This window comes from Caballeronia grimmiae (assembly GCF_022879615.1).
GTDB lineage: Bacteria > Pseudomonadota > Gammaproteobacteria > Burkholderiales > Burkholderiaceae > Caballeronia > Caballeronia grimmiae.
The window spans coordinates 206,885-232,636 of sequence record NZ_CP084276.1 but is presented as its reverse complement, the minus strand read 5'-3'; the positions used below and the strand labels follow the sequence as shown (position 1 = coordinate 232,636).

Genomic DNA, 25,752 nt, shown 5'->3' with positions numbered 1-25,752 from the left:
TGTTCCGGCGTTCAATGGACGCACGCGTTACTGAAGTGTTGGAACCAATACCACACCCGAATGCAGGAAGAGCGTAGCCAGCCGAGAACGGAGCCGCCGGGCGGCCGCGACGGAGGCCACGACCAACGCATGCGTGCTGTATCACCCGAGACCGTGCAGCTGCTCAACATTGTGGCGAAGAGTCTTACGGCCCCGGTTATTCTTGAGCTTGGCACGTCGTTCGGCTATTCCGGCATCTGGCTTGCGGATGCCGCGCGCGCTAGCGGCGGCGTCTCATCACGATGGAGCTGCACGGCTACAAGTCGCAGTACGCGCAGGAAATGGCGACGAGTGCGGGCCTGGCGGACTGGATAGACTTCCAAGTCGAGGACGCCGTGCAGTTGATAGCCGGACTGTCCGCCAACGTGCATTTCGTCTTTGTGGACCTATGGAAAGACCGTCGCCTTCCTTGCCTTGAAGCGTTCTATCCCAGACTTAATCCCGGTGCGATCGTAGTAGCCGACAACATGCTTCGGCCGGAAAGCGAAGGTGTGCACGCTTACGGCCGGGCAATTAGCGCTTTTCCAGGGATTCGCAGTGTGCGTTGCCGGTCGGTACCGGTATGGAGATCAGCCGGTACCAAGTCAGCTGACACGACAGTGAAGGAGTGATGCGCGCGGTTGCGCCGGCGCTGACCGGTTTCGTCGTGGCCGCGATGTATTCGTTCGAAGACGCATTCCTAGTCGCGGAGGCAGCGGTGTTCGCGGGCATGCTGTCGATCGTGTTCGTGATGGGCCGCATCGAGCCGAATTTTGTCCGCTCGACGAGCGCCGGCAGGCGGCAGGCGCAGCGCTCTGACGAAGCAACATGACGCGGCGCGAGTCTCGCGCCGCGCAGGCCGGTCAAAAGTTGCCGATATCGCGATGATGGGACGCGCGCATCTGGCGGATCCGCATTACCCGTTCCGCGCGGCGCGCGAGTTGAACAACAGCGACGACGACCGTGGCATGCGAGCTGATGAGCGGCAATAGCGTGCTTTGCGTCAGCCGGATCGTCCATGCCCCACGCCGTCGCCACTGCAATCTGCGCTTCCTTGCGCACGCGCGCGGAGATCGGCGCCATGAACGCAGAGACGATAGCTTCATAGAGTCTCTTATGCGCGTTGTAGGCTGCTTGTTCTGCTTCTTCTGCTCGTAGAGACACCGTTCGCTGCTCGGCAAGCCAAGACGCAAGTGCTACGTGCAACGAGGTAAAAATGTAAGCACCTCGCGGCGGCCGTCGTAGACGCCGGCGCGGCACGAGATCAAAGTGGTGCCCATCATTTTCGATTTGATGGACACCACTGTGACAGAGTCGGAAGCCAAGCCGGGTAGCCGCAAGGGACGCCCGAACCATGATCCGGAATTTCGACGTCGGCTTGCGGCCGCGGCATGTGAGCCTGGGGTGTCGGTCGCAAAGCTGGCCCGGGATAGTGGCATCAATGCAAACATGCTGTTCACATGGCGGCGCCGGTATCGCGAGCAATTGCAGGCCGAAACGACTTCCATGATTCCAGTGGCGGTGGTCCATGAGACGCTGCCCGCACAAGTGGCGATGACGCCGGAAGCACGCGACGTTGGCAATCGGACGCCACTCACCGGGACGATCGAGATTCGAATCGGCAGCGTGGTCGTCAAGGTCGACGGCGGCGTCGATGCCGATACGCTACGGGTTGTACTAGCGAGCGTGCGATCGTGATTGCGCTGCCTACGGGTACACGCGTCTGGCTGGTGGCAGGCGTCACCGACATGCGCTGCGGATTCCAGGGACTGGCGGCGAAAGTACAAACGGCGCTCGAGGAGAATCCGCTGGGCGGCAACGTGTTCATCTTCCGCGGTCGTCGCGGCGATCTCGTGAAGGTCCTGTGGGCGACCGACGACGGGCTCTGGCTCCTCGCAAAACGGCTTGAGCGAGGCCGTTTCGTCTGGCCCCATGCCGATGGCGGCAAGGTCTATCTGACGGCGGCGCAACTCTCGATGTTGCTCGAAGGCATCGATTGGCGGCAGCCGCGTCGGACCGCTGCAATGTCGATGTTGTAAACCGCCCGGAAGGCTCGTAAACTGCGCCGCATGTCGAACGGCGCCGAACTCCCTGACGATGTCGAAACCCTGCGGGCCTTGCTGGCCGAGGCCCGTGCCCAGCTTGCCGAGCGCGATCTCGAGATCGAGCAACTCAAAGCGCAGATGGACAAGCTCAAGCGCATGCAGTTCGGACGCAAGTCCGAGCAGTTGGACCGCGAGGTCGCGCGGCTCGAGACCGCCCTTGAGGATCTGACCGGTGAGCGTGGCGTCGCTGATGTGCGACGTGCTCGCCAACCGAGTGCGAGCACGCCTGTCGGTGACGCGTCGCCGAAAGAAGCGCTGCCGCCGCATCTGCCACGCGAAGAGCGCGTGCTGGAAGCCGACGCGACCTGCCCGAAGTGCGGCAGCGCCATGCAGCCGCTCGGAGAAGATGTGTCCGAGCAACTCGCTCGCGTCTCGGCGATGTTCAAGGTGATTCGCACGATCCGACACAAGACGGTCTGTCCGTGCGGCCACCACTTCTCGCAGCCGCCTATGCCTGGCCTGCCGATCACGCGCAGTATCGCCCATCCAAGCCTGCTGGCCGACATCCTCGTCTCGAAGTACGCGGACCACACTCCGTTGTACCGGCAGTCGCAGATTGCCGCGCGCGATGGCGTGAAGCTCGACCCGGCCAGCATGGGACGCTGGGTCGGCCAGTGCGAGGCGCTTTGCGAGCCGCTGACCGAGGCGCTGCGCCGCTACACGATGGCAACGTCGAAGCTGCACGCGGACGACACGCCGATCCCGGTGCTTGCGCCGGGCAACAAGAAGACGAAGACCGGGCGACTCTCGGTGTACGTGCGCGACGACAGCCGTTCGGGCTCGAAGGAGCCGGCTGCGGTGTGGTTTGCCTACTCGCCCGACCGCAAGGGCATCCATCCACAGACCCATCTCGCCGGATTCGAGGGCATCCTGCAGGCCGACGCCTACGGCGGCTATGTTGCGTCCAAATTTATGTGGCGGCGCCCAATCGTCGCCAAGGAAACGGGCGCATTTCCCGTCTATTGACGTTACATAAATTTCGGAGCTTTGTGACCTCCCAACCATCGTTCGGAGGTCTGTCATGCCCAAGAAGCCAGCCCCTGCAAAGGTCGAAGGTAATCGCCATCGCGAGGCGCCGTTTCTGGAGGAACGGGAGCGATATCTACGTCACTGTGCCGAGTCGGGTGCAACGCCCGGGTCGCTGTGTATAAAAAGAAATGAGCTCATCTGGATCGCACGCCTTCTACCCGCGACTGCATCGGAAGGAGTCGATATCAGTGTGTTGAAAGAGATCGTCCGCAAGCGCGCATTAATGCATACGGGCGTCACGACGGCATACAGGATGATCGTAGCTGCCAGGCCGTGGTTACGATTCCTTGGGTGGTGGCGTGAGCCAGCCGTAACTCTTCCATTTCAGGACGATCTCGACAGTTACATCAAATGGATGCGCGATGAGCGAGGGTTCACCGCTTCCACGGTCGGTCAGTGGCAAAGCAAGACCAGGCTGTTTCTTCAGTGGTGCGTCGACTCTGATCGTCGCCTTGAGGATCTGCAGCCAGACGATATCGACGCCTACTTCATTCAGAATGCGTCGCGTTGGGGGCGGGTCTCGATGAAGGGCGTAACGGGTGCCCTCCGAGTATATTTGCGTTACGCGGCCACGCAAGGTTTATGCGACTCACGCCTTGCCACGGCGCTACGCTCGCCGCGTGTCTACACGCAGGAATCGCTACCATGTGCACCTGGATGGACCGACGTGCAACGGATCCTGGCAACTACCGAGACCGACAAGCCTGCTGACATCCGAAACCGCGCGATTCTGATGCTCTTATCGATCTACGGCATGCGCCGTGGCGAGGTCGCGACCTTGCGCCTTGATCAGGTGAACTGGGCTGGGCGAACGCTGCATTTGTTTCGCCTGAAACGCCGGCAGCCGCAGGTCTATCCGCTGTTGCCGACGGTCGCCGAAGCACTGTCTCGCTATATTGATACCGTTCGCCCAAAGACCTCTGCGCAAGAGATCTTCCTCGGGCTATATGCGCCCCAGCGGCCGCTGACCCCGCAAGCCGTATTCGACGTGGTCAATGACAGGTTCAAAGCCCTGGGAATCAAGGCAAAGCATTGCGGCCCGCACGCATTGCGCCACGCTTGTGCCGTACGCCTGGTCGGCGAGGGTCTGAGTTTCAAGGAGATCGGTGATCACCTCGGCCACCAAAGTGCATCTGCCACGATGACTTATGCCAAGGTCGATATGCGCGCGCTACGCGAAGTCGGCGACTTCGATTTGGGAGAGCTGTCATGGAACTGATCGACGTGGTGACGGCATACGTCGCAATGCAACGGTCGTTGGGTTTGCGATTTGACGCTGCCAACCGACTCTTGCGGCAGTTTGCTCATCAGATGGGGAGTGTCGACATTGCCGACGTCCGGCCAGATGCCGTCGTCAGATTTCTACAAGGAGCAGGCCCGCTCACAGCCACTTGGCGGCTCAAATACAACGTGCTTGCAGGCCTGTACCGGTTTGCCATCGCCAGGGGATATAGCGCGACATGTCCGCTTCCCCCAAACGTGCCGACTCTGCCTCCGCCCCAAACCCCCTATGTTTACTCGACCGGAGAGCTCCGTCGCTTGATCAATGCGACGCCTCTGCTATACAACTACCGTAGTCCGCAGCAGGCATCTATGTATAGGACATTGATTCTCCTGCTATACGGCAGCGGTTTGCGCATCGGCGAAGCTCTCCGCTTAACCATTGTGGATGTGGACCTGATCGACCGCGTCATCGTCGTGCGCGATACGAAATTCTTCAAGAGTCGTCTGGTACCGATTGGGCAGCGGTTGTCGACGGAATTGGCGGCGCATATCGAGCGCCGTCGAGGCCTGCCGATGCCCGAGGGAAGCGACTCGCGGCTGTTCGCGTCACGCACCGGGCAGAGGTGGCCGTATTCGCAAGTCATTACCCTGTTTCAACGCCTGCGCCAGATGGCTGAAATCGAGTGTCCCGAGGGTGAGTTGCATCCGCCCCGGCTGCATGATTTGCGGCATACCGCAGCAGTACATCGGGTACTTGCATGGTATCGCGATGGAAAGGACGTGCAGCGGCTACTCCCTCAACTAGCGACCTACCTGGGCCACGTCGAGATCAAATCAACGCAGCGATATCTGCGCATGACGCCCGAGTTGCTCGAGCAAGCAAGTCGGCGTTTCGCACAGTACGCGCAGTGTGGAGACGCTCATGAATGACAAGAACCTACTTGGCCATTGGATTCGGCGCTTCATGCTTGAGCACATGGTGAAGGAGCGGAATTTCTCGCTCAACACGCAGGCCAGCTACCGCGACACATTGACATTGTTGTTACCGCTTGCGGCCAAACTCGGCGGCATTGCAATCGATCGGATGACTGTTGAGGACCTCTCGCCAACAATCGTGCGCCAGTTTCTCGATCACGTCGAATGCGATCGGCATTGCAGTGGCGCCACGCGCAATCTGAGGCTGAGCGCGGTCCATTCTCTGGCCCGCTTCATCGGTATGAATTCGCCTGTCCATCTGTCTTGGTGTAGTGAGGTACGGTCAATTCCATTCAAGAAAACGGCCAAGACATTGATCGGTTATCTTGAGAAGTCCGAGATGGATGCTTTACTGGCAATGCCGGACCGTCGCACGGCGATCGGGACGCGCGACTACGCATTGCTTCTGTTCCTGTACAACAGTGGAGCTCGCGCCGATGAAGCTGCGAAGTTGACCATCGGACGCTTGCAGCTCACTGAGCCGGCCTCTGTTCGGATTCTTGGCAAAGGAAACAAGATGCGTGTGTGTCCCTTGTGGCCTGTGACGTCCTCCGTCTTGACTCAACTCGTAACCGAGCGTAGTGCAGACGACACCGTGTTCCGTGGACGGACAAATCAGCCGATGACACGGTTCGGCATACATCGCGTCGTTACCCAATATGCCAAGCTTGCGTCCGACACACATCCTACGATGAAAGACAAACGTATTAGTCCGCATTCAGTTCGCCACACGACTGCGGTTCATCTGCTACGTGCCGGCGTCGATATCAACACGATCCGAGCGTGGCTAGGGCATGTCTCGTTGGATACAACACACATCTACGCCGAGGTCGACTTGGAAATGAAAGCAAAGGCGCTTGCTCGCGTCGACATCTCGGGCCTGCCCTCGGCATCAAGGCGCGCGACCACGCTCCCGTCACTGATGTCGTTTCTAAAGCAACTTTAGCTTGTCGGAGGAATTTTTTATGTGCGGGCACGAGTCAGCGGTCATCGGACGGGCTCTGACTCGAAACCGTCGCCGCCACATAAATTTGGACGCAACATAGCCGGCGAAATGTTACGCATAACATTTTGCGGGCTTCAACGAGCTGTACGAGCGCGGCAAGGTCCGTGAGGTTGCATGTTGGGATCATGCGAGACGGTACATATACGACGTTCACGCCCGCACGCCCACCGAAGCGACTTGGCAGGTGCTCGAATTGATCGGCGAGCTTTACGGCATCGAGGCTCACATCCGTGGCAAACCGGTCGCTGAACGGCTGCGAGTAAGACAGGAGAAAAGCGTGCCGCTGCTGGCGGCGATCAAGGCGTGGATGACGGACAAGCTCACGACGCTGTCGAAGAAATCCGAGCTGGCCAAAGCGATCCGTTACTCGCTCAACCAGTGGGATGCCCTCGTGCTGTATGGCGAAGAGGGCCGCGCCGAGATCAGCAACGCCTTGGCCGAAAACGCGCTGCGTTGCGTGAGTCTGGGCCGGAAGAACTTCTTGTTCGCGGGCTCCGACAGCGGGGGCGAGCGGGCCGCCGCTATGTACGGTCTGATCGGAACGTGCAAGCTCAATGGGATCAACCCGCGCGCCTACCTCGAATACGTCCTGACTCATATCGCGGACCATCCCATCAACCGCGTCGATGAACTGCTGCCCTGGAACATGGCCAGCAAGCTGCCCCCGCACCGTGACTTACCCGCGTCTACTGCCTGATTGCCGGCCAGTGAAAACCAGGTAGCCGATTCCCGATCATGCCTGACGCGAAAGTCCGTTGTGAACGGCCGTCGCGAGGTGCTTACGTAAAAATGGCGTTCTCCGAAAGCTCTGCGAGCACGAGATGAAATCCGATATCTGTTCGAGTGAACTCATCTAGCGTACTGATAGCGGCTTCATTTGCGTCGAGGGCCGACTTCAACCATTCACAAGGTTGTATGCGAAGCGTCTGTGAAGCCGTGGGTACGTTACAGGCGGCCGGCACATCTCAAACGCTATAGCCGCCCCGATCCGGGAGATCGGGTCCAGATGACACAATGAAGATTGCGCGAGGCGCCTATTAGTACGTGGCCACCGACGACTGCTCTCGCTTCCGCGTACAGGCTGTCTATCCCCGCAGAAATGCCCGTAATACACTGCTCTTCCTTGATCGCGTGATCGAGGAGATGCCGTTTCCTATCTAGCGTATCTAGACTGATAGGGGCGGCGAGTTCTTCGCCGAAGCTGTGCAGCGGCGTTTTATGAGCGAGTGCATCAAAACTTCAACCGATTCCGCCACGCTCGCCACATCTCAATGGCAAGGTCGAGCGCTCACGGCTTACTGACCTGAACGAATTCTGCTCCCACCATACCCCAACCGAGTGCCACCTTTCAAAAGGGAGAATAGCGGGAGTTTCGCCGTCGCCCTGGCCCAGCTTCGCGTCCACCTCGAATGCTGGCGCATTTCCTGTCGTGCCCGATATCGTCTCAACTGACTTTCTGAATGCGAAATGCCGCGGCGGTTTCTTCCAGCGCTGAGCCTTGGTTGCGGAGTAATCCATCCGCAAGCGCCACATGCTCACGGCTAAGCTCGTCAACTGCGCTGCATCCTAAATGCGCCAACATACGGTCAATCTCCTCTCGGAAGATATCGATTGCGCGACCCGCGCCGGCGGCACCGCTCACGGCGGTGCCGTAAAGCGTGGGGCGACCGACCATCACGGCTTTGGCGCCAAGCGCCAGTGCCTTAACCACATCACTTCCTCGCCTGACGCCGCTGTCCATCATAACCGTGATGTCGTTGCCTACGGCATCCACGATGCGCGGTAACACGTCGATGGGCGCTTGTGTGCTGTCCACATTGCGACCGCCATGGTTCGACACGACTACCGCATCCGCTCCGCAGGTCCGCGCGAGCAGCGCATCGCGGGGATGCATGATTCCTTTGACGATAAGCGTATGCGGCCAGCGCCTGCGAAGCTCGCGAAGATCGTCCCACGTGAGTGAGTCGTTGCGCATCATGCCCTTGCCAACCGGAGCGGCGGTGATCCTGTTCTTGAGTTCCGTCGGGTAATTCTCGTACCGCGGTAATCCATTCTTCATCATGTAACGTCCCAATACGCCGATCATCCATCGCGGATGCCGCAGCACATCAATGATGTTTTTCTTCGTGTACGTGAACGGAACGGTAAAGCCATTGCGCATGTTGTATTCGCGATTGCCCGCGACTACGCCGTCGACAGTTACCACCAGCGCTTCAAAACCCGCGAGGCGCGCCCGTTCGACGAGTGCATGCGACATGGCCCGGTCGGGCCACATGTAAAGCTGGAACCACAGTCTGCCAGGCGCTTCCGATGCGATCGTCTCCATCGCGGTCATCGAACCGGTCGCCAATGTGAAGGGAATGCCTGCTGCCGCTGCGGCACGCGCGAGTTCCAGTTCGCCCTGATACCACATGAGTCCTGCGACCCCTGTCGGGGCAACGGCCACCGGCATGGCGAGCCGGTGACCGAAGAGTTCTGTGGCCGTCGTGCGCCGCGACACATCGACGAGCGTGCGCGGGACAAGCTTGATGCGTTCAAACGCAGCCCGATTATTGCGCAGCGCGACTTCGTCCTCGCTGCCCCTGTCGACAAACTCGAAGACGCCTTTGGGCACACGCCGCCGAGCGAGCACCCTCAGATCTTCGATGTTGTAGGCGCCCAGATTTTTTGCTGGCATGTCTTCCCTCGTCGATAGGTGAGCGGCCGTTGTTTCGAACCGGCCGTGTCGTTCGTGAGGAAAAATTTAGCACTGGAAGCGCATTTTGGGCGGGTTGCCGCCGTGCAAAGCGCGCAATGCAGGTGTGCGTCTCTCGCAATGTCCACCGGCTGCCGATTGTGCAACAGTGGGCACTGAGCACCACGCAAAACGGGACGACACGCAGGAGGAGTAACGCAATGAATGCGCCTTTATCGAAGAACATCAGTTTCGTAGGCCACTCGGACCTCGAAGGAAAATCAGACGGTGTTCAAATCATGGTCCAGCGCGGTTACGCGTACATCGGCCACGGCTTTACTAACCGCATTTCCACGGTCGATGTGCGCGACCCGCGCAATCCGCGCGTGGTCGACGTGATCGAGTGCCCGCCCGGCACCCGTGCATTCCATCTACAGGCCCACGGCGATCTGCTTTTGACCGTGAACGCGCCGAGCGTCTGGTCGATGAAGGAGTTCGCCGAAGAAGGCAAGAACTACTTCAACTTCTCGCCCGCCGATATCCTAAACAACCAGCTCAGCCGCTTTACGTCGGGCATTCGTGTGTACGACATATCGAAGCCAGAAAAGCCGCGAGAAATCGGTTTCATGCCGGTCAAGGGACTTGGTCCTCAACGAATCTGGTATGTCGGCGGACGCTATGCCTATGCATCGATTCACTTTTCGGGCTTTACAGATCAGATACTGGCTGTTGTCGACCTGATCGATCCGACCAAGCCGCGAGTAGTCGGACGATGCTGGATTCCGGGTATGTGGACCGCCGGTGGTGAAAAGCCGAACTGGAAAGCCGGTCGACGTTACGCGCTCCATCATGTGGTCGTCGCGGGCAACCTCGCTTACGGCGCCTGGCGCGACGGCGGGCTCACCATCATGGATATCGGCGATCCAGAAAACCCGAAGCTTTTGGTGCATCGAAATACCGATCCGCCTTTCGGCGGCGGCACGCATTCCCCGTTGCCCATCCCGGACCGAAATCTGCTCGTGCTCGCTGACGAACCGACGTTCGAGCATTGCAAGGACGGACTCCGCTACATGTGGATGTACGACGTTCGTGAGCCGACCAATCCGGTAAGTGTCGCAACATTTCCAGTTCCTGAAGAGGACGATTACTGCGCGAAAGGCGGAGCTTTCGGACCGCACAATCTGCACGAGATGAGACCCGGATCGTTTCGAAGCTCGCGGCTGATATTCGCCACATACTACAACGCGGGCGTGCGGGTGTATGACATATCCGACCACTTTCGCCCGGAGGAAGTCGGCTATTACGTACCCTCCAATCCGACAAAGTTAATAGATCCGCGGCCCGGAAAAACGCTCGTGACGCAGACAAACGACTGCTACGTCGCCGAGGACGGTCTCATGTATCTGACCGATCAGAACGCGGGTCTCAACATCCTGCAATACGAGGGGCCGCTGTGACTCGCACGAACACGGACGGACGGCGAGGGCCGTCGCGGCTCGCCATGGATGGATTGCTGCGCGTGTCCATCAATATCGGTAACCCAATGCTGGCGCACCGCAACGATGCCTCCGGCGCGCCGGAGGGTGTATCGGTTGATATAGCGCGTGAGTTGGCGGCCCGACTCGGCGCGGAAGTTCAGTGGGTCGTGTGTGAGAAGGCGGCGCAATCTGTCGAGGCGGTGAAAACCGGCGATGCGGACATCGGTTTCTTCGCCGTGGACCCAGCGCGTGCCGCGCATATTGCGTTCTCCGAGCCGTATCTGCTCATCGAAGGCGCTTATCTCGTCAAGGAACCCTCGTCCATCATGTCCGCCGAAGACGTGGATCGCGCGGATCACACGGTCGTCGTCAGCGTGGGCAGTGCATACGATCTGTATCTGACGCGCGCGTTACACCATGCCCGATTCGATCGAACGGCCGGTCCTCATGATGTCGTCGAAACCTTTTTGAAGAATGGCCGTGACGTTGCCGCAGGCATCCGCCCGCTGCTCGAGAATGCGTGCCGCGAAAAGTCGGGGCTTCGCATGATCGATGGACATTTCATGGTGATCGAGCAGGCAGTCGGTGTGTCGCAGCGTGATGGAGCGCACCGGCTCGACTGTATTGCGGAACATCTGAACGATATGAAGCAAAACGGATTCATCGCCGATGCATTGAAACGGCATGGCATTGAAGGCCCCGCAGTGGCGCACGCTCGAATAAAGACGATGATCGAAGATTAGGAACACTGACCTCGAAACACAGGAGACAAGCATGCAGAACAGTGTGCAAGACAACGGCGCCGCCATACAACAACCAAAGAAGGCGGCCGCAAGCGGCTGGATCGGTTCGACGCTCGAATACTACGACTTCTTCATCTTTGCGACGGCCGCGTCGCTGATATTTCCGAAGCTCTTCTTTCCTTCATGGAACCCGGCGATCGCCATCATTGGTTCGCTTGCGGCTTATGGCGTCGGCTATGTCGCGCGACCCATCGGCGCGATCGTACTAGGGCATATCGGCGACACGTTCGGTCGCCGTAGCGTACTGGTTCTATGCATGCTTTTCATGGGCTTGTCGACGGTAGGCGTCGGCCTGCTGCCAACGTATGACCAGGTGGGAATTCTAGCGCCGATTCTGATGGTGTCGCTGCGTCTCGTGCAGGGTTTCGCGGTCGCAGGCGAGATTTCGGGTTCGAGTTCGCTTTCGTTGGAGCACGCACCGTTCGGTAAGCGCGGTTTCTTCGCCAGCTTCACGACACAAGGCGTGCAGGCCGGACAGATTCTTGCGGCTGCCGTCTTCTTGCCGCTCGAAGCATTTATGTCGAAAGAGAGCTTTCTCGAATGGGGCTGGCGTGTGCCGTTCTGGCTGAGCGCGCTCATCATTGCAATGGCCTGGTACATTCGGCGCGAAGTAGGTGAGGCACCGGCCTTCGCCAATGAAGCACGGCGCGGCAAGACGCCCAAGGCACCCGTCGTCGAAGCGGTACGCACAAGCTGGCCGGACATGCTGCGGGTGATCTGCATGGCGGCGATGAACGTCATTCCGGCCGTCACGACTATTTTCGGCGCCGCGTACGCCGTTCAGCCGGCCTACGGCGTCGGGTTCTCACCCAGTCTTTATCTTTGGATTTCTCTTCTTGGCAATGCGACTGCCGTACTCGTGATTCCGTTCGTTGGCCGTTTGTCGGACAAAGTGGGCCGCCGACCCCCAGTTATCGTCGGGTCGATCGTGTGCGGACTGCTTTCGTTCGCGTATCTTTATGCCATCAGCATTAAAAGCATGCCGCTCGTCGTCATCCTCGCCATGCTGATGTGGGGCGTCGCCTACCAAGGTTTCAACGCTGTGTTTCCGAGCTTTTTCCCCGAATTGTTTCCGACGCGCATCAGGGTGTCGGCGATGGCGATCTCGCAGAATGTTGGCACCGCCGCCGCCGCTCTCTTGCCAGCGCTCTTCGCGATGGTGGCGCCGCCGGGTACGCGGGGCATTCCGCTCATCGTCGGCGGGATCGCGTTAGCTGTGTCGGCCGTATCCGCGCTCGCAGCGTACACCGCACGGGAGACGTATCGGGTCGCGCTCGAAGACCTGGGCGACAAACACGCGGTCCCCGCCGCGAACGAAAGTGAACCCATGCCCGAAGCGGTCAGGCTTCAATCTTGAGGCGTCGTGGTCACGGCGGTGTCATTACGCTTGGTCACCTAAGGGCCGCGCCTTTGTCGGGATGTTTTCTGAGCCGCCGCGCGTGTCCCTTGCCAGGTGCCTTCGTTGAGCACTTCGGCGACCACTTTTCGTATCAATGCATTGATGGTCCACAGGTCGCCGGCCGAGATCGTCGTGCGGCCGTTGACGAGCGCAATGCAGCGCTCGGAAAGCGGGCCCTCAAGCGGGTATGCGGAAACGCGTCCGCTAGCAATATGCTCTTGCGCCGCGGCGAGTGGAAGCACGGTGCATCCACAGTGCTGCGCGACCAGATCGAGGTTGATCGCGATCGAACTGTCGCTTTGCAGCACGATGCGCGGTTTGCATCCACTGTGCGCCAGCATTTCTTCGACAAGCACGCGGATCCCGTGCGTTGTACTTGGAAGCACAAAGGGAATGTCCGCAAAGGCATGCGTGCGCAGGGTCTTTTCATCGACCGGAAAGCCGGGTGGCGTAATCAAGCATAGCCGTTCGAAGAGCATTGGCTCATAAGTGAGACTACCCGGATAGGCAGGCAAATAAATAATGGCGATATCGATGCTGCCGGCCTGCAGGTCGACCATGATCTTGTTCGCCTTGGCTTCAGTGAAGTGAAGCTGGCTTTCGGGAAAGCGTGTCGAGAGCGCGTGGAACAGCCGCCCAAACAAGTTCTTTGCAATGGTCGGCTGAGCGGCGAGATGCACGCGAGCAGGACCTTGCTTATGCGCATGTTCGACTGAACCACGCGCCGCTTCCATCAGCGTTCCGACTTGCCGCGCGTAATCCAGCAGGTTGACGCCTTGTGGTGCAAGAGTGAGTCCGCGTCCGCTGCGGTTGAAAAGACGTGTCTTCAGAGAAATTTCGAGTTGTGCAATTCGTCGGCTCACGGTAGACGCGTCACAGCCTGCTGAGATAGCGGCCGCGGCGATGCTGCCAGCGTCCGCGACAAGACAGAAAAAAGCGAGATCGTCTGAGTTCATGAGTCGTCGATCCCGATGGCGGGACGAAAGGACCGTACACAGAATGCCGAACCTGCCGGCGTGAGTTCTTCGTGTACCACAGGACGCAGGCGGCTGACGAATAGAGCATACCCTGCAAGCCTCCACGCGTGCGGCAAGTCGATGAGATACGGTTCGTAACATGGCATTGATCGAGGTGCCCGGCGTTTTCCCTTTCAAAATTCGTCGAACGATGCTGCCGCTGCTGGTTCTTGTAAGGATTGTTGGTGCAGGAAAATTCCGGCTTCATTGATGCGCCTCGAATTGCCGTTACCTTCAAAGCTGCGGCGGTGGCCAAGGAAACCGAATGAAGAGCGTTTAGAATCGCTGCATGAACTCAGACGACCTCGATTTGTTCGCCCGTGTGTCGCGCGCCGGCAGCATCTCCCGCGCCGCGCTCGACGCAGGTACCGATCAGTCTACGGTGAGCCGCCGTATCGCGACACTCGAAGCCGAACTCGGCGTGCGCCTCTTTCGCCGCAGTGGCCGCGGCGTGGCCCTGACCGAACGCGGCGAGCAGTTGTTGATCTATGCGCTCGACATGCAATGCCTGCTCTACGAAGCAGGCCGCACGCTGCGCGGCACATCTGCGCTCGGGCCGACCCGGCTCAGCATTGCGGCACAGCCGACCATTGCACGGATTATGTTCGGCTCCCTTGCACGGGCGCTGGAAGTGCGGTTTCCAGTGACGAAAGTGCGTTTCGTTGAAGGACTCGCGAGCCAGTTGCTCGGCACGCTGAGAGACGGCGAGATCGATGTTGCGCTGCTGTATGTACCGGAGCATCGCGGCACGTTTCAATTCGATTCGCTCCTGACCGAGAACGTCTGCCTCGTCACGCCGAATGATTATCCTGTCGATGGCGCGCGTTTCGACGTTCGGGATTTGGGCAACGTACCGCTGATCCTTCCTAGCACGCATCACGGCTTGCGGTTGCTGGTGGAAACGCTTGCGGCGAAGCACGGCTTTACGCCACGTATCGCAGTGGAATGCGATGGCTCCATTTCGCTGACCAAGCGCCTCGTGCTCGCGCATCGCGGCTGCACGGTGTTGCCTTCGGCGGCGGTGGTCGAAGAAGTCGCGGCGGGGCGGGTGAAGTGTCTGCGGCTGGAGAATCCGCCAGTGACGCGCGATGTCGGCATGTTCTGGCCGCAGCATCGCGCGGGCGTGGATGGCGCGTTCGCGGTGTCGCGCATCATCCGTCAATGCGCCGAAGCGCTGGTGTGCAACGGCGACTGGCCTGGCACGGAACTCGCACCGGGCTGATCCTGCTTAAACCTTCGTCAGGCGGTTGGCAGGCGTGATCTGCAGGGGATCGGTCTTCAGTTCGATCAGCGCAGCGACGCCCGCCTTGCGCGCCCGTTCGAACGCTGCCGGAAAATCTTCCGTGCGCTCAACCCGTTCCGCATGCGCGCCGAACGACTTCGCCATCGCAATGAAATCAGGATTGGCCAGCCGCGTGGCGGATACGCGGTCCGGATATTCGCGTTCCTGATGCATGCGGATCGTGCCCAGCATGCTGTTATTCGCGACAATGACCACGAGCGGCGCGCCGAACTGCATGGCCGTTGCAAGCTCCTGCGGATACATCATGAAGCAGCCGTCGCCCGCGAAGCACACGACATCGCGGGCCGGGTCCAGCAATTTTGCCGCGATGGCAGCGGGGAAGCCGTAGCCCATCGCGCCGTTAGTCGGTGCAAGCTCCGTCGCCATCTGCCGGTAACGATAGAAGCGATGCACCCACACCGTGTAGTTGCCCGCGCCGTTCGTGATGACGGCATTGTCGGGCAACACTTCGTCGAGGTGCGACACGACGCTTGCCAGATCGACGCCATTGAGTTCCGGCGACGCAGCGGGCGGCGTCGAATGCGCGACGTAGTCGGCGCGGGCGTCGGCGGTCCACGCGTGCCACGGACGTTGTGCTGGCGATGCATCGCGCTTGCTCATCTCGTCGAGCGCCGATGCGAACGCGCGCATGCCCGAATTGATCGGCAGGCGCGCCTGATACACGCGCCCGAGTTCTTCCGGATCGGGGTGGACGTGAACCATCGTCTGACGCGGCGTAGGCACGTCGAACAGCGTGTAGCCTTGCGACACCGTTTCTGCGAGCCGCGAGCCGATCACTAGCAGCAAGTCGGCATTGCGTACGCGGTCCGCAAGCTTCGGCGACAAACCGAGACCAATCTGGCCGACATAGTGTTCATCGCGGTTGTCGAACAAGTCCTGACGACGGAACGATGCCGCCACCGGCAAGTCGTTCTTCACGATAAAACGTTTGAACGCGGCGGTTGCATCGCTGTCCCAGCCGGTGCCGCCGACGATGACGAACGGCTTCTGCGCTTCGTTCAGTAGCGTCTGCAATTCATCCATCGCTGCGGGCGTCGGCGCGGCCTGCACGATGCGCACGGGGGCGGCATCGGCGACTTCGCCCGAGTCGAACAGCACGTCTTCCGGCAGGCTGATGACCACCGGCCCCGGCCGTCCCGACATGGCAATGCTGAACGCCTTCGACACGATCTCCGGAATGCGTTCGAGGCTGTCGATCTCGGTCACCCACTTGGCGACGCCGCCGAACATCTGCCGGTAATCGACTTCCTGAAAAGCGCCGCGCCCGATGAGACTCTGCTCGACCTGACCGATGAACAGAATCATCGGCGTGGAGTCTTCGCTCGCGGTATGCACGCCGTTGGCTGCGTGCGTCGCGCCGGGGCCGCGTGTGACGAAGCAGATGCCGGGACGGCCAGTGAGCTTGCCGTAGGCATCGGCCATATTCGATGCCGCGCCTTCATGACGCGTGACGATGGTGCGAATGCCGTGCGCGTCGTGAAGCGCGTCGAGAACGGCGAGATAGCTTTCGCCGGGCACGCAGTAGACGGTATCGACGGCGTTGCGGGCGAGGGCATCGACGAGAATCTGGCCGCCGTTCCGTGGTTTGGGGTTTTGATTGTGATCAGACATGGACTTCAAGCTCCTTGTTGCGGGTTTCCGGCAGGAATATCGCGACAATGAAAACAAGCACGTAAGCGAGCGCCGCCCACATGCCGATTGACGGTGCGAGTCCGAGCGAGGTACTCGTGATGCCGACCGCAGCCGGCACCAGCGCGCCGATGCCGCGCCCGAAGTTGTACGAAAACCCGCCGGCGGTGCCGCGAATCTGCGCGGGGAAGAGTTCGGTGAAGCACGCGCCCATGCCGGACACGATGCCCGATTGGAACAGTCCGAGCGGAAAGCCGAGCACGAGCAGTTCAGCCGATGTCAGGTGCAGCCGCGTATAAGCCAGCACGGTGAGTGTCGCGCCCGCTGCCGACAACGCGAAGGTCTTGCGGCGGCCGAGGCCATCGCTCAGATAAGCCATGCCGACATAACCGACAAATGAGCCGACGATATTCACGCCAAGAAACACTGACGTCATGCTGACCGTCAGCCCTTGCGACTGCCGCAGATAAGTGACGAGCCATGTGAGGATGGTGTAGTTGCCGCCGAGTGCGCCTGCGGCCATCAGCGAGGCGAGTCCTGTGAGGCGGAATACGCCGGGCGAAAAGATCAGCGCGAAAGTGCCGACAAAGCCGCGTTTTTCATTCGACGCCGATGCCGCCTCGAAGGCTTCGGATTCGTCGACATTGCGGCGCATCCACAGCACGAGCAGACCGGGCAGGATGCCGACGAGGAACAGTACACGCCACGCAGTCGCTTCTGGGAGCACGGAATAGAGGCCCCAGTACAGCAGCGCCGCGATGGCATAGCCGACCGGCCAGCCGCTCTGCACGGAACCCACGGCGCGGCCGCGAATGCGCTTGTCGACCACTTCGCCGATAAGAATCGCGCCCGCCGCCCACTCGCCGCCGAAGCCGATGCCCTGCAGGCTGCGCGTGACGAGCAACTGATGGAAGCCGTTGGTAAAGGCCGAAAGGCCCGTGAAAAGAGAAAACCAAAGAATGGCGAGCTTGAGCACCTTAACGCGGCCAATTCGGTCCGCGAGCAAGCCCGCGACCACGCCGCCTAGCGCAGAAGCCACCAGCGCCGACGTCCCGATAATGCCCGCCTGCGCCTTGCTCATGCCCCACACGGTCATGAGCGTCGGGATTATGAAGGCGAAGAACTGTACGTCCATCGCATCCAATACCCAGCCTAGAAAGCATGCCCAGAAGGTGCGCTTGTGTGCAGGCTGCATGGAGCTGTACCACGATCGCATATAAGTCTCCTATTTGATGCACGGAGCGTTTCTTCGGAGCGGCTTATTTCCGCTGCTCTCCCGACACCCGTGCTCTTGTCGTCAAGAGTATGCGAGCATCGAACAATAAGCTCATGGCGACAAATGCATAGCAGGTATGCGCAAGGGCCCCGAAGCTATCGGCTACTTTTGGCTAACATGCTCACTTACCGTTGCAGCTTTGCTTTCAGTAACGGTCTTTCGACAGTTATCAAATGAGGGCACTTCCGATCGCTTGCGGATATGGTCTATTCGGACTTGCTGCTTGCCCCGACGCCAGCGCGGCGTCTGAAATCGCTTAAAAATCTAGCTAGAGCGTCGATCCCGCGTTGGCGTCGACGCAGACTCGCCCAAGTCGTCTCGTGCTGGTTGAAGCAGCGCACCGTCGTCGTAATCGCACCCTCGGCAAGGTAAGACCGCCCAGCAGGCAAGCACCTGGACGGCATGCTCGGCGTAAGTTCTTTCGGGCACTACGCGCCGAACGACCCAACACTGGCGCGCTCCGCATAGGTCGACATCTTCGTCAGAGGCATGCAGTAATCCTTTCACACGACGTATCCAAGTAATGAAGATTTCGAGCCACTGGACGCTTCGCACGGCGTCCCGATTCCTTCTAGCGGGCGCTATTGTGCTTAGTGGGCCCGTGGGCGCATTTGCGGACGAGCACCTCGATACAGCTAAGGCCCCGGTCTATGGGCCGGAGCTGCAGGGTTTCTCTTATCCGTATCTCGTCTCGCATTTTGCATTTACGTCGCAACGGCAAGAACTGCAGATGGCGTATATGGACGTGCGCCCGAGTGAAGGGAAAGCCAACGGTCGCACTGCAGTGCTGCTACACGGCAAGAACTATTGTTCGGCAACATGGGGGCCGACGATTGAGTCGTTGAGCAATGCGGGTTTTCGCGTAATCGCAATGGATCAGATTGGCTTCTGCAAGTCGAGCAAGCCGGAGCGCTATCAATTCACATTTCAGCAGCTGGCGTTGAACACTCTGGCTCTTCTTGAGTCGCTGGGAATCGAGCATGCAGTCATGGTCGGTCACTCGACGGGCGGCATGCTCGCCGTCCGTTATGCGCTGATGTACCCCAAAAATACTGATGAGCTTGTCGTAGTCGATCCCATCGGCCTGGAAGACTGGCGCGCGAAGGGGGTGCCTCCAGTGTCGGTCGATCAGTGGTACGAGCGCGAATTGCATGCCTCGGCGGACCGCATTCGCGCGTACGAGAAGTCGACCTATTTCGCGGGCACATGGAGCGACGCATACGAACCTTCCGTGCAGATGCTCGCCGGCATGTATCGGGGCCCCGATCGCGCGCGCGTGGCATGGGATTCCGCGCTCTTGTACGACATGATTCTGACGCAGCCGGTCTGTTACGAGCTGTCGCTTATCCAGGTGCCGACCTTGCTCATGATCGGCGACAAGGACACGACCGCCATTGGGAAGGAATTCGCACCCCCCGATTTGCGGCCGACACTCGGGAACTATCCTGTGCTTGCACGTCAGTCGGCGGCGACGATTCCGCACGCGCGCCTAATCGAGTTCCCCGACGCCGGCCACGCGCCTCAGATGCAAGACCCTAGCTTGTTTCATTCTATTTTGTTGCGAAATCTGTCGACGCAGGAAGCGGCAAAAGATTGACGCCGGGTCCCACTTACGCTTTTAACCTACTGAACTTCCTCTTATTCATCACCAGAATGAAGATTTCAATCGCTTCCGCGTTACTGGCTCTATCGGCTTGCATCGCTCACGCCTCGAGCGTGGCGCCCATCGAGGGTCCGCAGCGTGAGCCCAACCGCGCGGTCTATGCAGTCGTTCATGTCGACATTGATCCAGACACACTGCATGCTGCTCTCCCACTACTCCGGTCATTCCTGGCAGACGCAAAAAAGGATGGTGCACTCGCTAATGTTGACCTTCTCGAGCAGGCCGGCGCCGAGAACCACTTCACGCTTGTCGAGGTGCTGCCATCCACACAAGCGTATAACGCTTTCGTCGAACGTCACTACGTGAAGACGTTGCGCAGTAGGCTGCAGCCGTTGCTCGGTGCCCCGTTTGACGAACGCTTGCATCACGTTATGGCGATGCAATAAACCATGCGCCTCCATTTTTCGTTTCCTTCATACGCGCGGGCTTGCGGCGTTTGCATGGCGCTCGCTGCAGGCTGTGCGACGGCGAATGCAGAGACATCGGCATCAGCTGCCGCTTTGGCCTGTCCCGGACCGGGTTACGAGGCCACGCTCAAGCGTGCCCTTGCACAGGGCAGTACGTTGCACGCGTCGATCAACATCGGCAATCCCGTGCTGGCCCGGATAAACCGCAGTTCAGGCAAGCCCGAAGGCGTGTCCGTCGACATGGCGACCGCACTAGCGCGTAGGTTGGACCTGACGTTGGAACTGGTGCCCGTCACGTCCGCGTCGGCTGCGGTCAACGATGTCGACAGCGGAAAGACTGACGTCGGCTTTTTCGCGATTGATCCCAGCCGCCGTCAATCTATCAGCTTCACCTCGCCCTACCTGCTGATCGAAGGCGCCTATGCGGTGCGTGCCGGCTCGCCGGTGTCGAGTCTCGCACAAGTCGATCAGCCCGGAGTGACTGTCGCAGTCAGCAAGGGCAGCGCCTACGATCTCTTCCTGTCACGTGCGCTTCATCACGCAAGCATCATTCGGGTCGCGCCATCGTCTGCGGTGTTCCCGGCATTCATTAAACAGCATCTGGACGTGCTTGCCGGCATAAGGCCGCAACTCGTTGAGCAAGCCGCGCAGCAGGGCGGCGCCCTGCGTGTCTTGGAACCGCCATTTATGGTCATCCGGCAGGCAATGGGTATGTCGAAGCGGAAAGGCGATGAGGCTTCCGCTTGTCTTGCTCGATTCGTGGACGACATGCGCTCGTCCGGCTTCGTTGCGAAAGCGCTAGTTGAACATGATGTAGCGGGCGGGAGCGTCGCGCCGAGCCCTTATTAAAATATGAAGCTAGATGAGGTTGCGTAGCACAGACCGCAAAGAACTGCTGTCCCGCCGCGTGTTTTGCACAGGTCCGGGCGGCAAACGCTTATAAACCATTGAACTGTCGCAGGCGCTGGTCGTCTGTCAATCATGCGGTCTATCAGCTGTTACAGAATCACCAGGGGTGCATAAAGCAGTACATCAAACGTTTAAGGCATCTCGTCCATGGGAGGCTTCAAAAACCACGAGGAAAGGAAGGCGCACCCTGCCGACGCAGATTGTGTCGGCGGAATCGCCTTCGTCGCCGTCAAGCATCGATTTCGAGGGTCGAGTCGCAACTACGCGACGCCCGTGCGGGCGTGATCGGCCACGCTCGATGGATTCGAATGCGGCCCCGAGACTAATCTTGCTGACGACGTCGAGATTCCGTCCCGAACGTGTCTGCACCGAGGTTGAACCATGATCTCAATCCGCCATCAGCCACTCGGACTCGAGGTAGGCCGATCCCTATCCATAATGCCTCCAATAGGTGCGCCGCAGACAGCGCGGAGGGGTACGGCCATCGACGTGGAGCGGTTACAAGGATACGAGATTGTAATGAACCAAGCAACCAGCTTCGCGGTGCTGCTCGGGCAGCGAGTACTGCCGTTGACGGAATGTCTGCGTCGGGCACATGCTGGCGATAGTTCAAACCGAGCTCGAAGCAGCGATCGCGCTCGTGGGCGCGACCCGTGTCCCAGACAACAACCATGAGACGTTCATCCTTCGTGGATGAGGCTGTGACGGCACCGGCGCGCGCTGCACTATTGCGACTGTGCACACGCGATGCCGATTGCTTTCAGCGCCATCAGTCTTTCTGGTTGGGCGTCTCGACGAACTCGATTGCGGCGAGAATGTGCCTGCTAGCCGGACCATGGCGATTATCGCGGACGTCTGTACGTTGAGTTTTTACCCATGCAATCTTTTGTCGAAATCATTGTATCGGCATCGACGCCGCCGTCGACCTTGACGACCACGCTGCCGATTCGAATCTCGATCGTCCCGGTGAGTGGCGTCCGATTGCCAACGTCGCGTGCTTCCGGCGTCATCGCCACTTGCGCGGGCAGCGTCTCATGGACCACCGCCACTGGAATCATGGAAGTCGTTTCGGCCTGCAATTGCTCGCGATACCGGCGCCGCCATGTGGACAGCATGTTTGCATTGATGCCACTCTCCCGGGCCAGCTTTGCGACCGACACGCCAGGCTCACATGCCGCGGCCGCAAGCCGGCGTCGAGATTCCGGATCATGGTTTGGGCGTCCCTTGCGGCTACCCGGCTTCGCTTCCGACTCTGTCACAGTGGTGTCCATCAAATCGAAAATGATGGGCACCACTTTGATCTCGTGCCGCGCCGGCGTCTATGACGGCCGCCGCAAGGTGCTTAGCATGAATCGGGCGCTCGAATTGGCGCAGGCACTGCAGGAACAATGCGATAACCGGCGCGCCTCCGGTCACACCCGCGCATGCACCGGGGCATCGGGGTTAGCTCGCCTGGACGCTTGACTGGCACCAAGGAAGCACCGCGCGAGCATCAGGCGCGACGATGTGAATCGAATCGCTGTGCAAATTGCGCAGGAGCGCGTCATTGCCGAAGACACCGGGAGGAAGCTGGGCCAAGTTTGATGTCGTCAACGACCTGCTCGGCCCGACACGACGCGTTGGGTGATGTCCTGCATGGGGGCAAGGCATGTCCGCCGATTTGGCTACTTCCGCCTAGCGCCGAACGGCAGCCAGTGCGATGTCCGCTGCGTTTCCAAGCTGTTCGACTTGCCAACATGTGTCGATCAACTTGCGCGTCTGGTCGGCGGGCAAGATGCCGTCCGCAAGATCCGAGAACTTTTTTTCAAGCTGTTGATTGCTCATCGGCACCTCGGTGCTGCCGATCGCGTGCTCGATGAACTTGTGCAGCTTGCGCCCGTCCTTGAGCGTGATGGTCATGTCCACCTGTTCCGGCCTGATTGTCGGGTCGACTATGAGATCCACCTTCTTGCGCAAGCCCACGGCCTGCGGATCCCGGACCTTGGCGTCGCTGAACTGTTTCTCGCCGGCAGCGCCATCGATGATCGCAATGGCCACTGCGTGATAGATGCTAAACTTGCCTTCGAGGCCCATCTGGGGCGATTTCTTTCCCGTCAGTTCGACGACCAGCGGATGCACTCGCAGATCAATGCGATCGATCTGGTCGGCGCTCAGACGGTTCTCGTTGCGAAGCTGGATGGCCGCATCGAGCGCAGGATGAATCACGATGCCGCACGCGAACGGCTTGTAGGTGTTGAGCGTCGATTCCCAGTGCGTGCTCAGCCCGTCGGTGATTTCCTGGTAATCCTGCTTGGTACTGATGGTGTTGGCCCAGCCACGCTTCGCCTCGATCATTCCATCCGAACTCGTGTAATTCTTTTCCGCAAGGATCGCCGCGAACATGCCGTTCGCAGCCGCGCGTCCCGGATTGAAGCTTTTGTTCATCGAACCGAATGATTCGCGCAGACCCACCGGCTGAGATGCCGCCAATCCGAACGCCCAGACCGTCTGCTGCACGCTCAGGCCCATGAGTTTTGACATTGCCGCCGTCGAGCCGAACACGCCGCACGTTCCCGTGATGTGCCAGCCGACATCATAATGATTCGGGTACACCGAATTGCCGATCCGCAACTCCGTCTCCACGCCCAGCACTAGCGCATTAAGGAAGTCCTTGCCCGTAACCGGCCGGTATTGCGCGTAGGCGAGGATGGCGGAGACGACAGGACCGGCCGGATGGATGATCGTCTTCAGATGCGTGTCGTCGTAATCGAAGATGTGGCTGCTTACACCGTTGATGAACGCCGCGTTCATGATGTCGAAGCGCTCAGTGCGGCCGAGCAGATTGGCCTGCGGCGGACCAGAAAATGGCGCGAGCGCCGCCACGGCGCGGTCGACGGTCGGATCGTGCGAGCCGCCGACCGCGACACCCACCCAGTTCATCAACGTTCGAACGCCTTCGCGGCGCGCGTTCCCGGGAAGGTCTTGATAAGCGGTCCGATGAATGAATTCCGCGAGAATACGCGTGACTGGGGGCGGCTTTGAGTCGCTTTTGCCGGGTGGCAAGGGTGTTGCAGCGCTTGATGCTGCATCGCTGTCTTGCGCGAATGCGCGGGTTCCAGCAGTGGCCGATGCTAGCGCGCCGGCAGCACTCGCTTTTAGAAAACAGCGACGATCGACGGTGTTCATGGCTCTTGTATCCTCTTCCCGAATGGATATCGATCTGCGATCAACGGACGGAGCTCACGAATGTCCTCAAGCGTTTCCAACCGTCTGACCTTCTGGATGAGCGCGGCGGTGCGCGTCGCGCCGAGCACTGGCGACATTAGATCGCGCGCCTTCGCGGCAACCGCTCCGTCCGACAGCGGATTCTCCTTGGTGCCCGGCGGAAAGCGCGTGTAGTGCTCGACGGTGCGGCCATCGGTGAGCGTAACTTCGACTCTTGCACCGCGTGGCGCCGCCGGGTCCTGCAAGGCCGGATCGGACTGCACGGTCACGTTCGCTCGCACCTTGAGGATGGCTGGATCGCGCATGAGCGCAGCGTCGTGACTATCGCGGAAGGACACCGCGCCTTTCACCAGCGCCAACGCCACCAGATGCTGACAGTTGACGTCGGGCATTGCACTATCCCCGACAATGCTTTCCGCGTCTGGTGGAATGCGTACCGCAATTGTGCGTACGTTGGCCGGCGTGAGCTTGTAATATTCGCGCAGATGCAACAGGGCGTCGAGCGGCGATTGAATGGGATAGCCCACCGAGTAGGTCTTGATGGCCGTCTCCGTAACATAAAAGCGCGAGCCGAGCTCATCGATCATGGCTTCTCGCGACGGCTTCGAGGACAGGGCGATGAACAGATTATGTGTGCCGTCGAGCACGTCGCTCACACCGGTCATGCCTGACTGCACCATGCTGACCGCCATGACGCCGTTGCGCGCGCCCATGCCCGCAAAGTCGAAGGCTTTCTCGATGTGGTCACGGTCCTTGACCCAACTCCATAGGCCCGACACCTGCTGCGCCGCATAAGAGATGGCGTAGCGCATGCCGGTTTCGTCGAGGTCGGCGAGCGCCGCGGCCGCCCCAAGTGCGCCGAAAGTCGATGCAGTGCCTTCAGCGCTGCGATGTGAACCGCGCACGATGTCAGGGCCCAGAGCCATCAGAAGCCGGCAGGCGAGGTCATAGCCCAACGCGACGGCGCGGATCATCGCCTCACCGCTTTGCGCGCCATATTCGGCCATGGCCAGCGCGGACGGCACGACCGAACTCCCGGGATGCGCCTTGGTGACTGGCTCGAAGTCGTCGGTTTCGTCGGAGTGCGCGCACATTGCGTTGGCAAGCGCGGCATTGACAATATTCGTTCGGATGCGTGTGCCGATCACGCTTGCCTGTGGCGTGCCGCCCAGCTCCCTCACATACTTCGCAGCAAGCATGCCCGGCCGCATGCGCGAACCCGAGACCATCGCGCCGAGTGTATCGAGTATGCGGTGCTTGCACGCCACCACGACGGGCGCCGGCAAGTGCGTCGAACGAGCCCGCGCCATATACTGCGCGAGTCGCGCGGTAATCGCGTCGCCGCGCGCGTCGGCTTTTGCGGCGTTGTTCGTGGCGTCATCAGCGGCCAAGGCGAAGCGCGCACCACCCACGGAAAGCGCGGCGAGTGCGCCCGCCGATCGCAACAATCGACGGCGCCCGAAAACAGGGCGCTTTGACATGTAACGTGTCTCCTTTTCGTTGAACTTTCTGCAGTCAAGGGGGCAGCGCGATCATTGGCAAGATAACAGATTCAACCAATTCTCGTCATCTGGACAAAGTTATGATTCGCCGCGGGTGACGATCGCATTGTTGGCGCGCAAAAATATGTCGCA

At 60.0% G+C, this 25,752-nt stretch carries 20 protein-coding genes and 4 pseudogenes; 17 read left to right on the top strand and 7 right to left on the bottom strand.

The window, feature by feature from the left end; translation table 11 throughout:
• The first annotated feature begins 14 nt into the window (after positions 1 to 14).
• The 10 genes and pseudogenes from LDZ21_RS29605 to LDZ21_RS29560 all read left to right on the top strand — a co-directional run.
• Positions 15 to 631: pseudogene (locus LDZ21_RS29605) on the top strand (O-methyltransferase).
• Positions 632 to 649: 18 nt separating this feature from the next.
• Positions 650 to 850, top strand: coding sequence for a hypothetical protein (locus LDZ21_RS29600; RefSeq protein ID WP_244797740.1), 201 nt, complete (start codon positions 650 to 652; stop codon positions 848 to 850).
• Between the two features lie 437 nt (positions 851 to 1,287).
• Positions 1,288 to 1,716 carry an IS66-like element accessory protein TnpA gene (tnpA, locus tag LDZ21_RS29595; protein ID WP_244797739.1) on the top strand — a complete coding sequence of 143 codons (429 nt, stop codon included), beginning with the start codon at positions 1,288 to 1,290 and terminating at the stop codon, positions 1,714 to 1,716.
• A complete protein-coding gene (gene tnpB / locus LDZ21_RS29590; protein ID WP_244797738.1) occupies positions 1,713 to 2,057 on the top strand; it encodes an IS66 family insertion sequence element accessory protein TnpB in 345 nt (114 codons plus the stop codon). The genes tnpA (LDZ21_RS29595) and tnpB overlap by 4 nt, the downstream gene beginning before the upstream one ends.
• A gap of 30 nt (positions 2,058 to 2,087) precedes the next feature.
• Positions 2,088 to 3,020 (top strand): annotated as a pseudogene (tnpC, locus tag LDZ21_RS29585) (IS66 family transposase); the annotation flags it as partial.
• A 124-nt stretch (positions 3,021 to 3,144) separates the two neighbouring features.
• Positions 3,145 to 4,371, top strand: coding sequence for a tyrosine-type recombinase/integrase (locus tag LDZ21_RS29580; protein ID WP_244797737.1), 1,227 nt, complete (start codon positions 3,145 to 3,147; stop codon positions 4,369 to 4,371).
• Positions 4,362 to 5,306: a tyrosine-type recombinase/integrase gene (locus LDZ21_RS29575; RefSeq protein WP_244797736.1), complete on the top strand. Its 945-nt coding sequence runs from the start codon at positions 4,362 to 4,364 to the stop codon at positions 5,304 to 5,306. Before LDZ21_RS29580 ends, LDZ21_RS29575 begins: the two co-directional genes overlap by 10 nt.
• Positions 5,299 to 6,297, top strand: coding sequence for a tyrosine-type recombinase/integrase (locus LDZ21_RS29570; protein ID WP_244797735.1), 999 nt, complete (start codon positions 5,299 to 5,301; stop codon positions 6,295 to 6,297). The genes LDZ21_RS29575 and LDZ21_RS29570 overlap by 8 nt, the downstream gene beginning before the upstream one ends.
• Before the next feature lie 124 nt (positions 6,298 to 6,421).
• Positions 6,422 to 7,054: pseudogene (gene tnpC / locus LDZ21_RS29565) on the top strand (IS66 family transposase); the annotation flags it as partial.
• A gap of 198 nt (positions 7,055 to 7,252) precedes the next feature.
• A pseudogene (locus LDZ21_RS29560) lies at positions 7,253 to 7,696 on the top strand (DDE-type integrase/transposase/recombinase); the annotation flags it as partial.
• Between the two features lie 105 nt (positions 7,697 to 7,801).
• Here the strand turns inward: LDZ21_RS29560 and LDZ21_RS29555 are convergent.
• Positions 7,802 to 9,034, bottom strand: a complete 1,233-nt coding sequence (locus tag LDZ21_RS29555; RefSeq protein ID WP_244797734.1) for an alpha-hydroxy acid oxidase — start codon at positions 9,032 to 9,034, stop codon at positions 7,802 to 7,804.
• A gap of 218 nt (positions 9,035 to 9,252) precedes the next feature.
• Here LDZ21_RS29555 and LDZ21_RS29550 point away from each other — a divergent pair, with 218 nt between their 5' ends.
• The 3 genes from LDZ21_RS29550 to LDZ21_RS29540 are packed head-to-tail and all read left to right on the top strand — an operon-like array spanning position 9,253 to position 12,669.
• Entirely contained in the window at positions 9,253 to 10,488 is a 1,236-nt protein-coding gene (locus LDZ21_RS29550; RefSeq protein ID WP_244797994.1) for an LVIVD repeat-containing protein, read from the top strand.
• 44 nt (positions 10,489 to 10,532) lie between these two features.
• Positions 10,533 to 11,252, top strand: a complete 720-nt coding sequence (locus tag LDZ21_RS29545; RefSeq protein WP_244797733.1) for a transporter substrate-binding domain-containing protein — start codon at positions 10,533 to 10,535, stop codon at positions 11,250 to 11,252.
• Positions 11,253 to 11,283: 31 nt separating this feature from the next.
• Positions 11,284 to 12,669, top strand: coding sequence for an MFS transporter (locus LDZ21_RS29540; RefSeq protein ID WP_244797732.1), 1,386 nt, complete (start codon positions 11,284 to 11,286; stop codon positions 12,667 to 12,669).
• Between the two features lie 38 nt (positions 12,670 to 12,707).
• On the opposite strand, the gene LDZ21_RS29535 is transcribed toward LDZ21_RS29540, so the two are convergent.
• Positions 12,708 to 13,667 (bottom strand): LysR family transcriptional regulator, encoded by a 960-nt coding sequence (locus tag LDZ21_RS29535; RefSeq protein WP_244797731.1) that lies wholly within the window; start codon positions 13,665 to 13,667, stop codon positions 12,708 to 12,710.
• Positions 13,668 to 14,016: 349 nt separating this feature from the next.
• On the opposite strand from LDZ21_RS29535, the gene LDZ21_RS29530 reads away from it, so the two are divergent.
• A complete protein-coding gene (locus tag LDZ21_RS29530; RefSeq protein ID WP_244797730.1) occupies positions 14,017 to 14,949 on the top strand; it encodes a LysR family transcriptional regulator in 933 nt (310 codons plus the stop codon).
• A 6-nt stretch (positions 14,950 to 14,955) separates the two neighbouring features.
• On the opposite strand, the gene LDZ21_RS29525 is transcribed toward LDZ21_RS29530, so the two are convergent.
• Positions 14,956 to 16,641, bottom strand: coding sequence for a thiamine pyrophosphate-binding protein (locus LDZ21_RS29525; protein ID WP_244797729.1), 1,686 nt, complete (start codon positions 16,639 to 16,641; stop codon positions 14,956 to 14,958).
• The gene (locus tag LDZ21_RS29520) at positions 16,634 to 17,854 is read right to left on the bottom strand and encodes an MFS transporter (RefSeq protein WP_280519460.1); all 1,221 of its coding nucleotides are present in this window, start codon (positions 17,852 to 17,854) and stop codon (positions 16,634 to 16,636) included. Before LDZ21_RS29520 ends, LDZ21_RS29525 begins: the two co-directional genes overlap by 8 nt.
• Positions 17,855 to 18,458: 604 nt before the next feature.
• Between LDZ21_RS29520 and LDZ21_RS29515 the strand changes: the two genes are divergently transcribed.
• Genes LDZ21_RS29515 through LDZ21_RS29505 form a run of 3 tightly spaced genes read left to right on the top strand, consistent with a single transcriptional unit; the run spans position 18,459 to position 20,854 of the window.
• A complete protein-coding gene (locus LDZ21_RS29515; protein ID WP_244797727.1) occupies positions 18,459 to 19,532 on the top strand; it encodes an alpha/beta fold hydrolase in 1,074 nt (357 codons plus the stop codon).
• 56 nt (positions 19,533 to 19,588) lie between these two features.
• Entirely contained in the window at positions 19,589 to 19,984 is a 396-nt protein-coding gene (locus tag LDZ21_RS29510; RefSeq protein WP_244797726.1) for a putative quinol monooxygenase, read from the top strand.
• Positions 19,985 to 20,038: 54 nt separating this feature from the next.
• The gene (locus LDZ21_RS29505) at positions 20,039 to 20,854 is read left to right on the top strand and encodes a transporter substrate-binding domain-containing protein (RefSeq protein ID WP_244797725.1); all 816 of its coding nucleotides are present in this window, start codon (positions 20,039 to 20,041) and stop codon (positions 20,852 to 20,854) included.
• Positions 20,855 to 21,756: 902 nt separating this feature from the next.
• Here LDZ21_RS29505 and tnpA (LDZ21_RS29500) read toward each other — a convergent pair.
• The 3 genes from tnpA (LDZ21_RS29500) to LDZ21_RS29490 form a co-directional block, all read right to left on the bottom strand.
• Complete coding sequence (gene tnpA, locus LDZ21_RS29500) at positions 21,757 to 22,209, bottom strand: IS66-like element accessory protein TnpA (RefSeq protein WP_244797724.1); 453 nt, start codon at positions 22,207 to 22,209, stop codon at positions 21,757 to 21,759.
• A gap of 379 nt (positions 22,210 to 22,588) precedes the next feature.
• Positions 22,589 to 24,079 (bottom strand): MmgE/PrpD family protein, encoded by a 1,491-nt coding sequence (locus LDZ21_RS29495; protein WP_244797723.1) that lies wholly within the window; start codon positions 24,077 to 24,079, stop codon positions 22,589 to 22,591.
• Positions 24,076 to 25,599, bottom strand: coding sequence for an MmgE/PrpD family protein (locus LDZ21_RS29490; RefSeq protein WP_244797722.1), 1,524 nt, complete (start codon positions 25,597 to 25,599; stop codon positions 24,076 to 24,078). Before LDZ21_RS29490 ends, LDZ21_RS29495 begins: the two co-directional genes overlap by 4 nt.
• Positions 25,600 to 25,752: the final 153 nt, after the last annotated feature.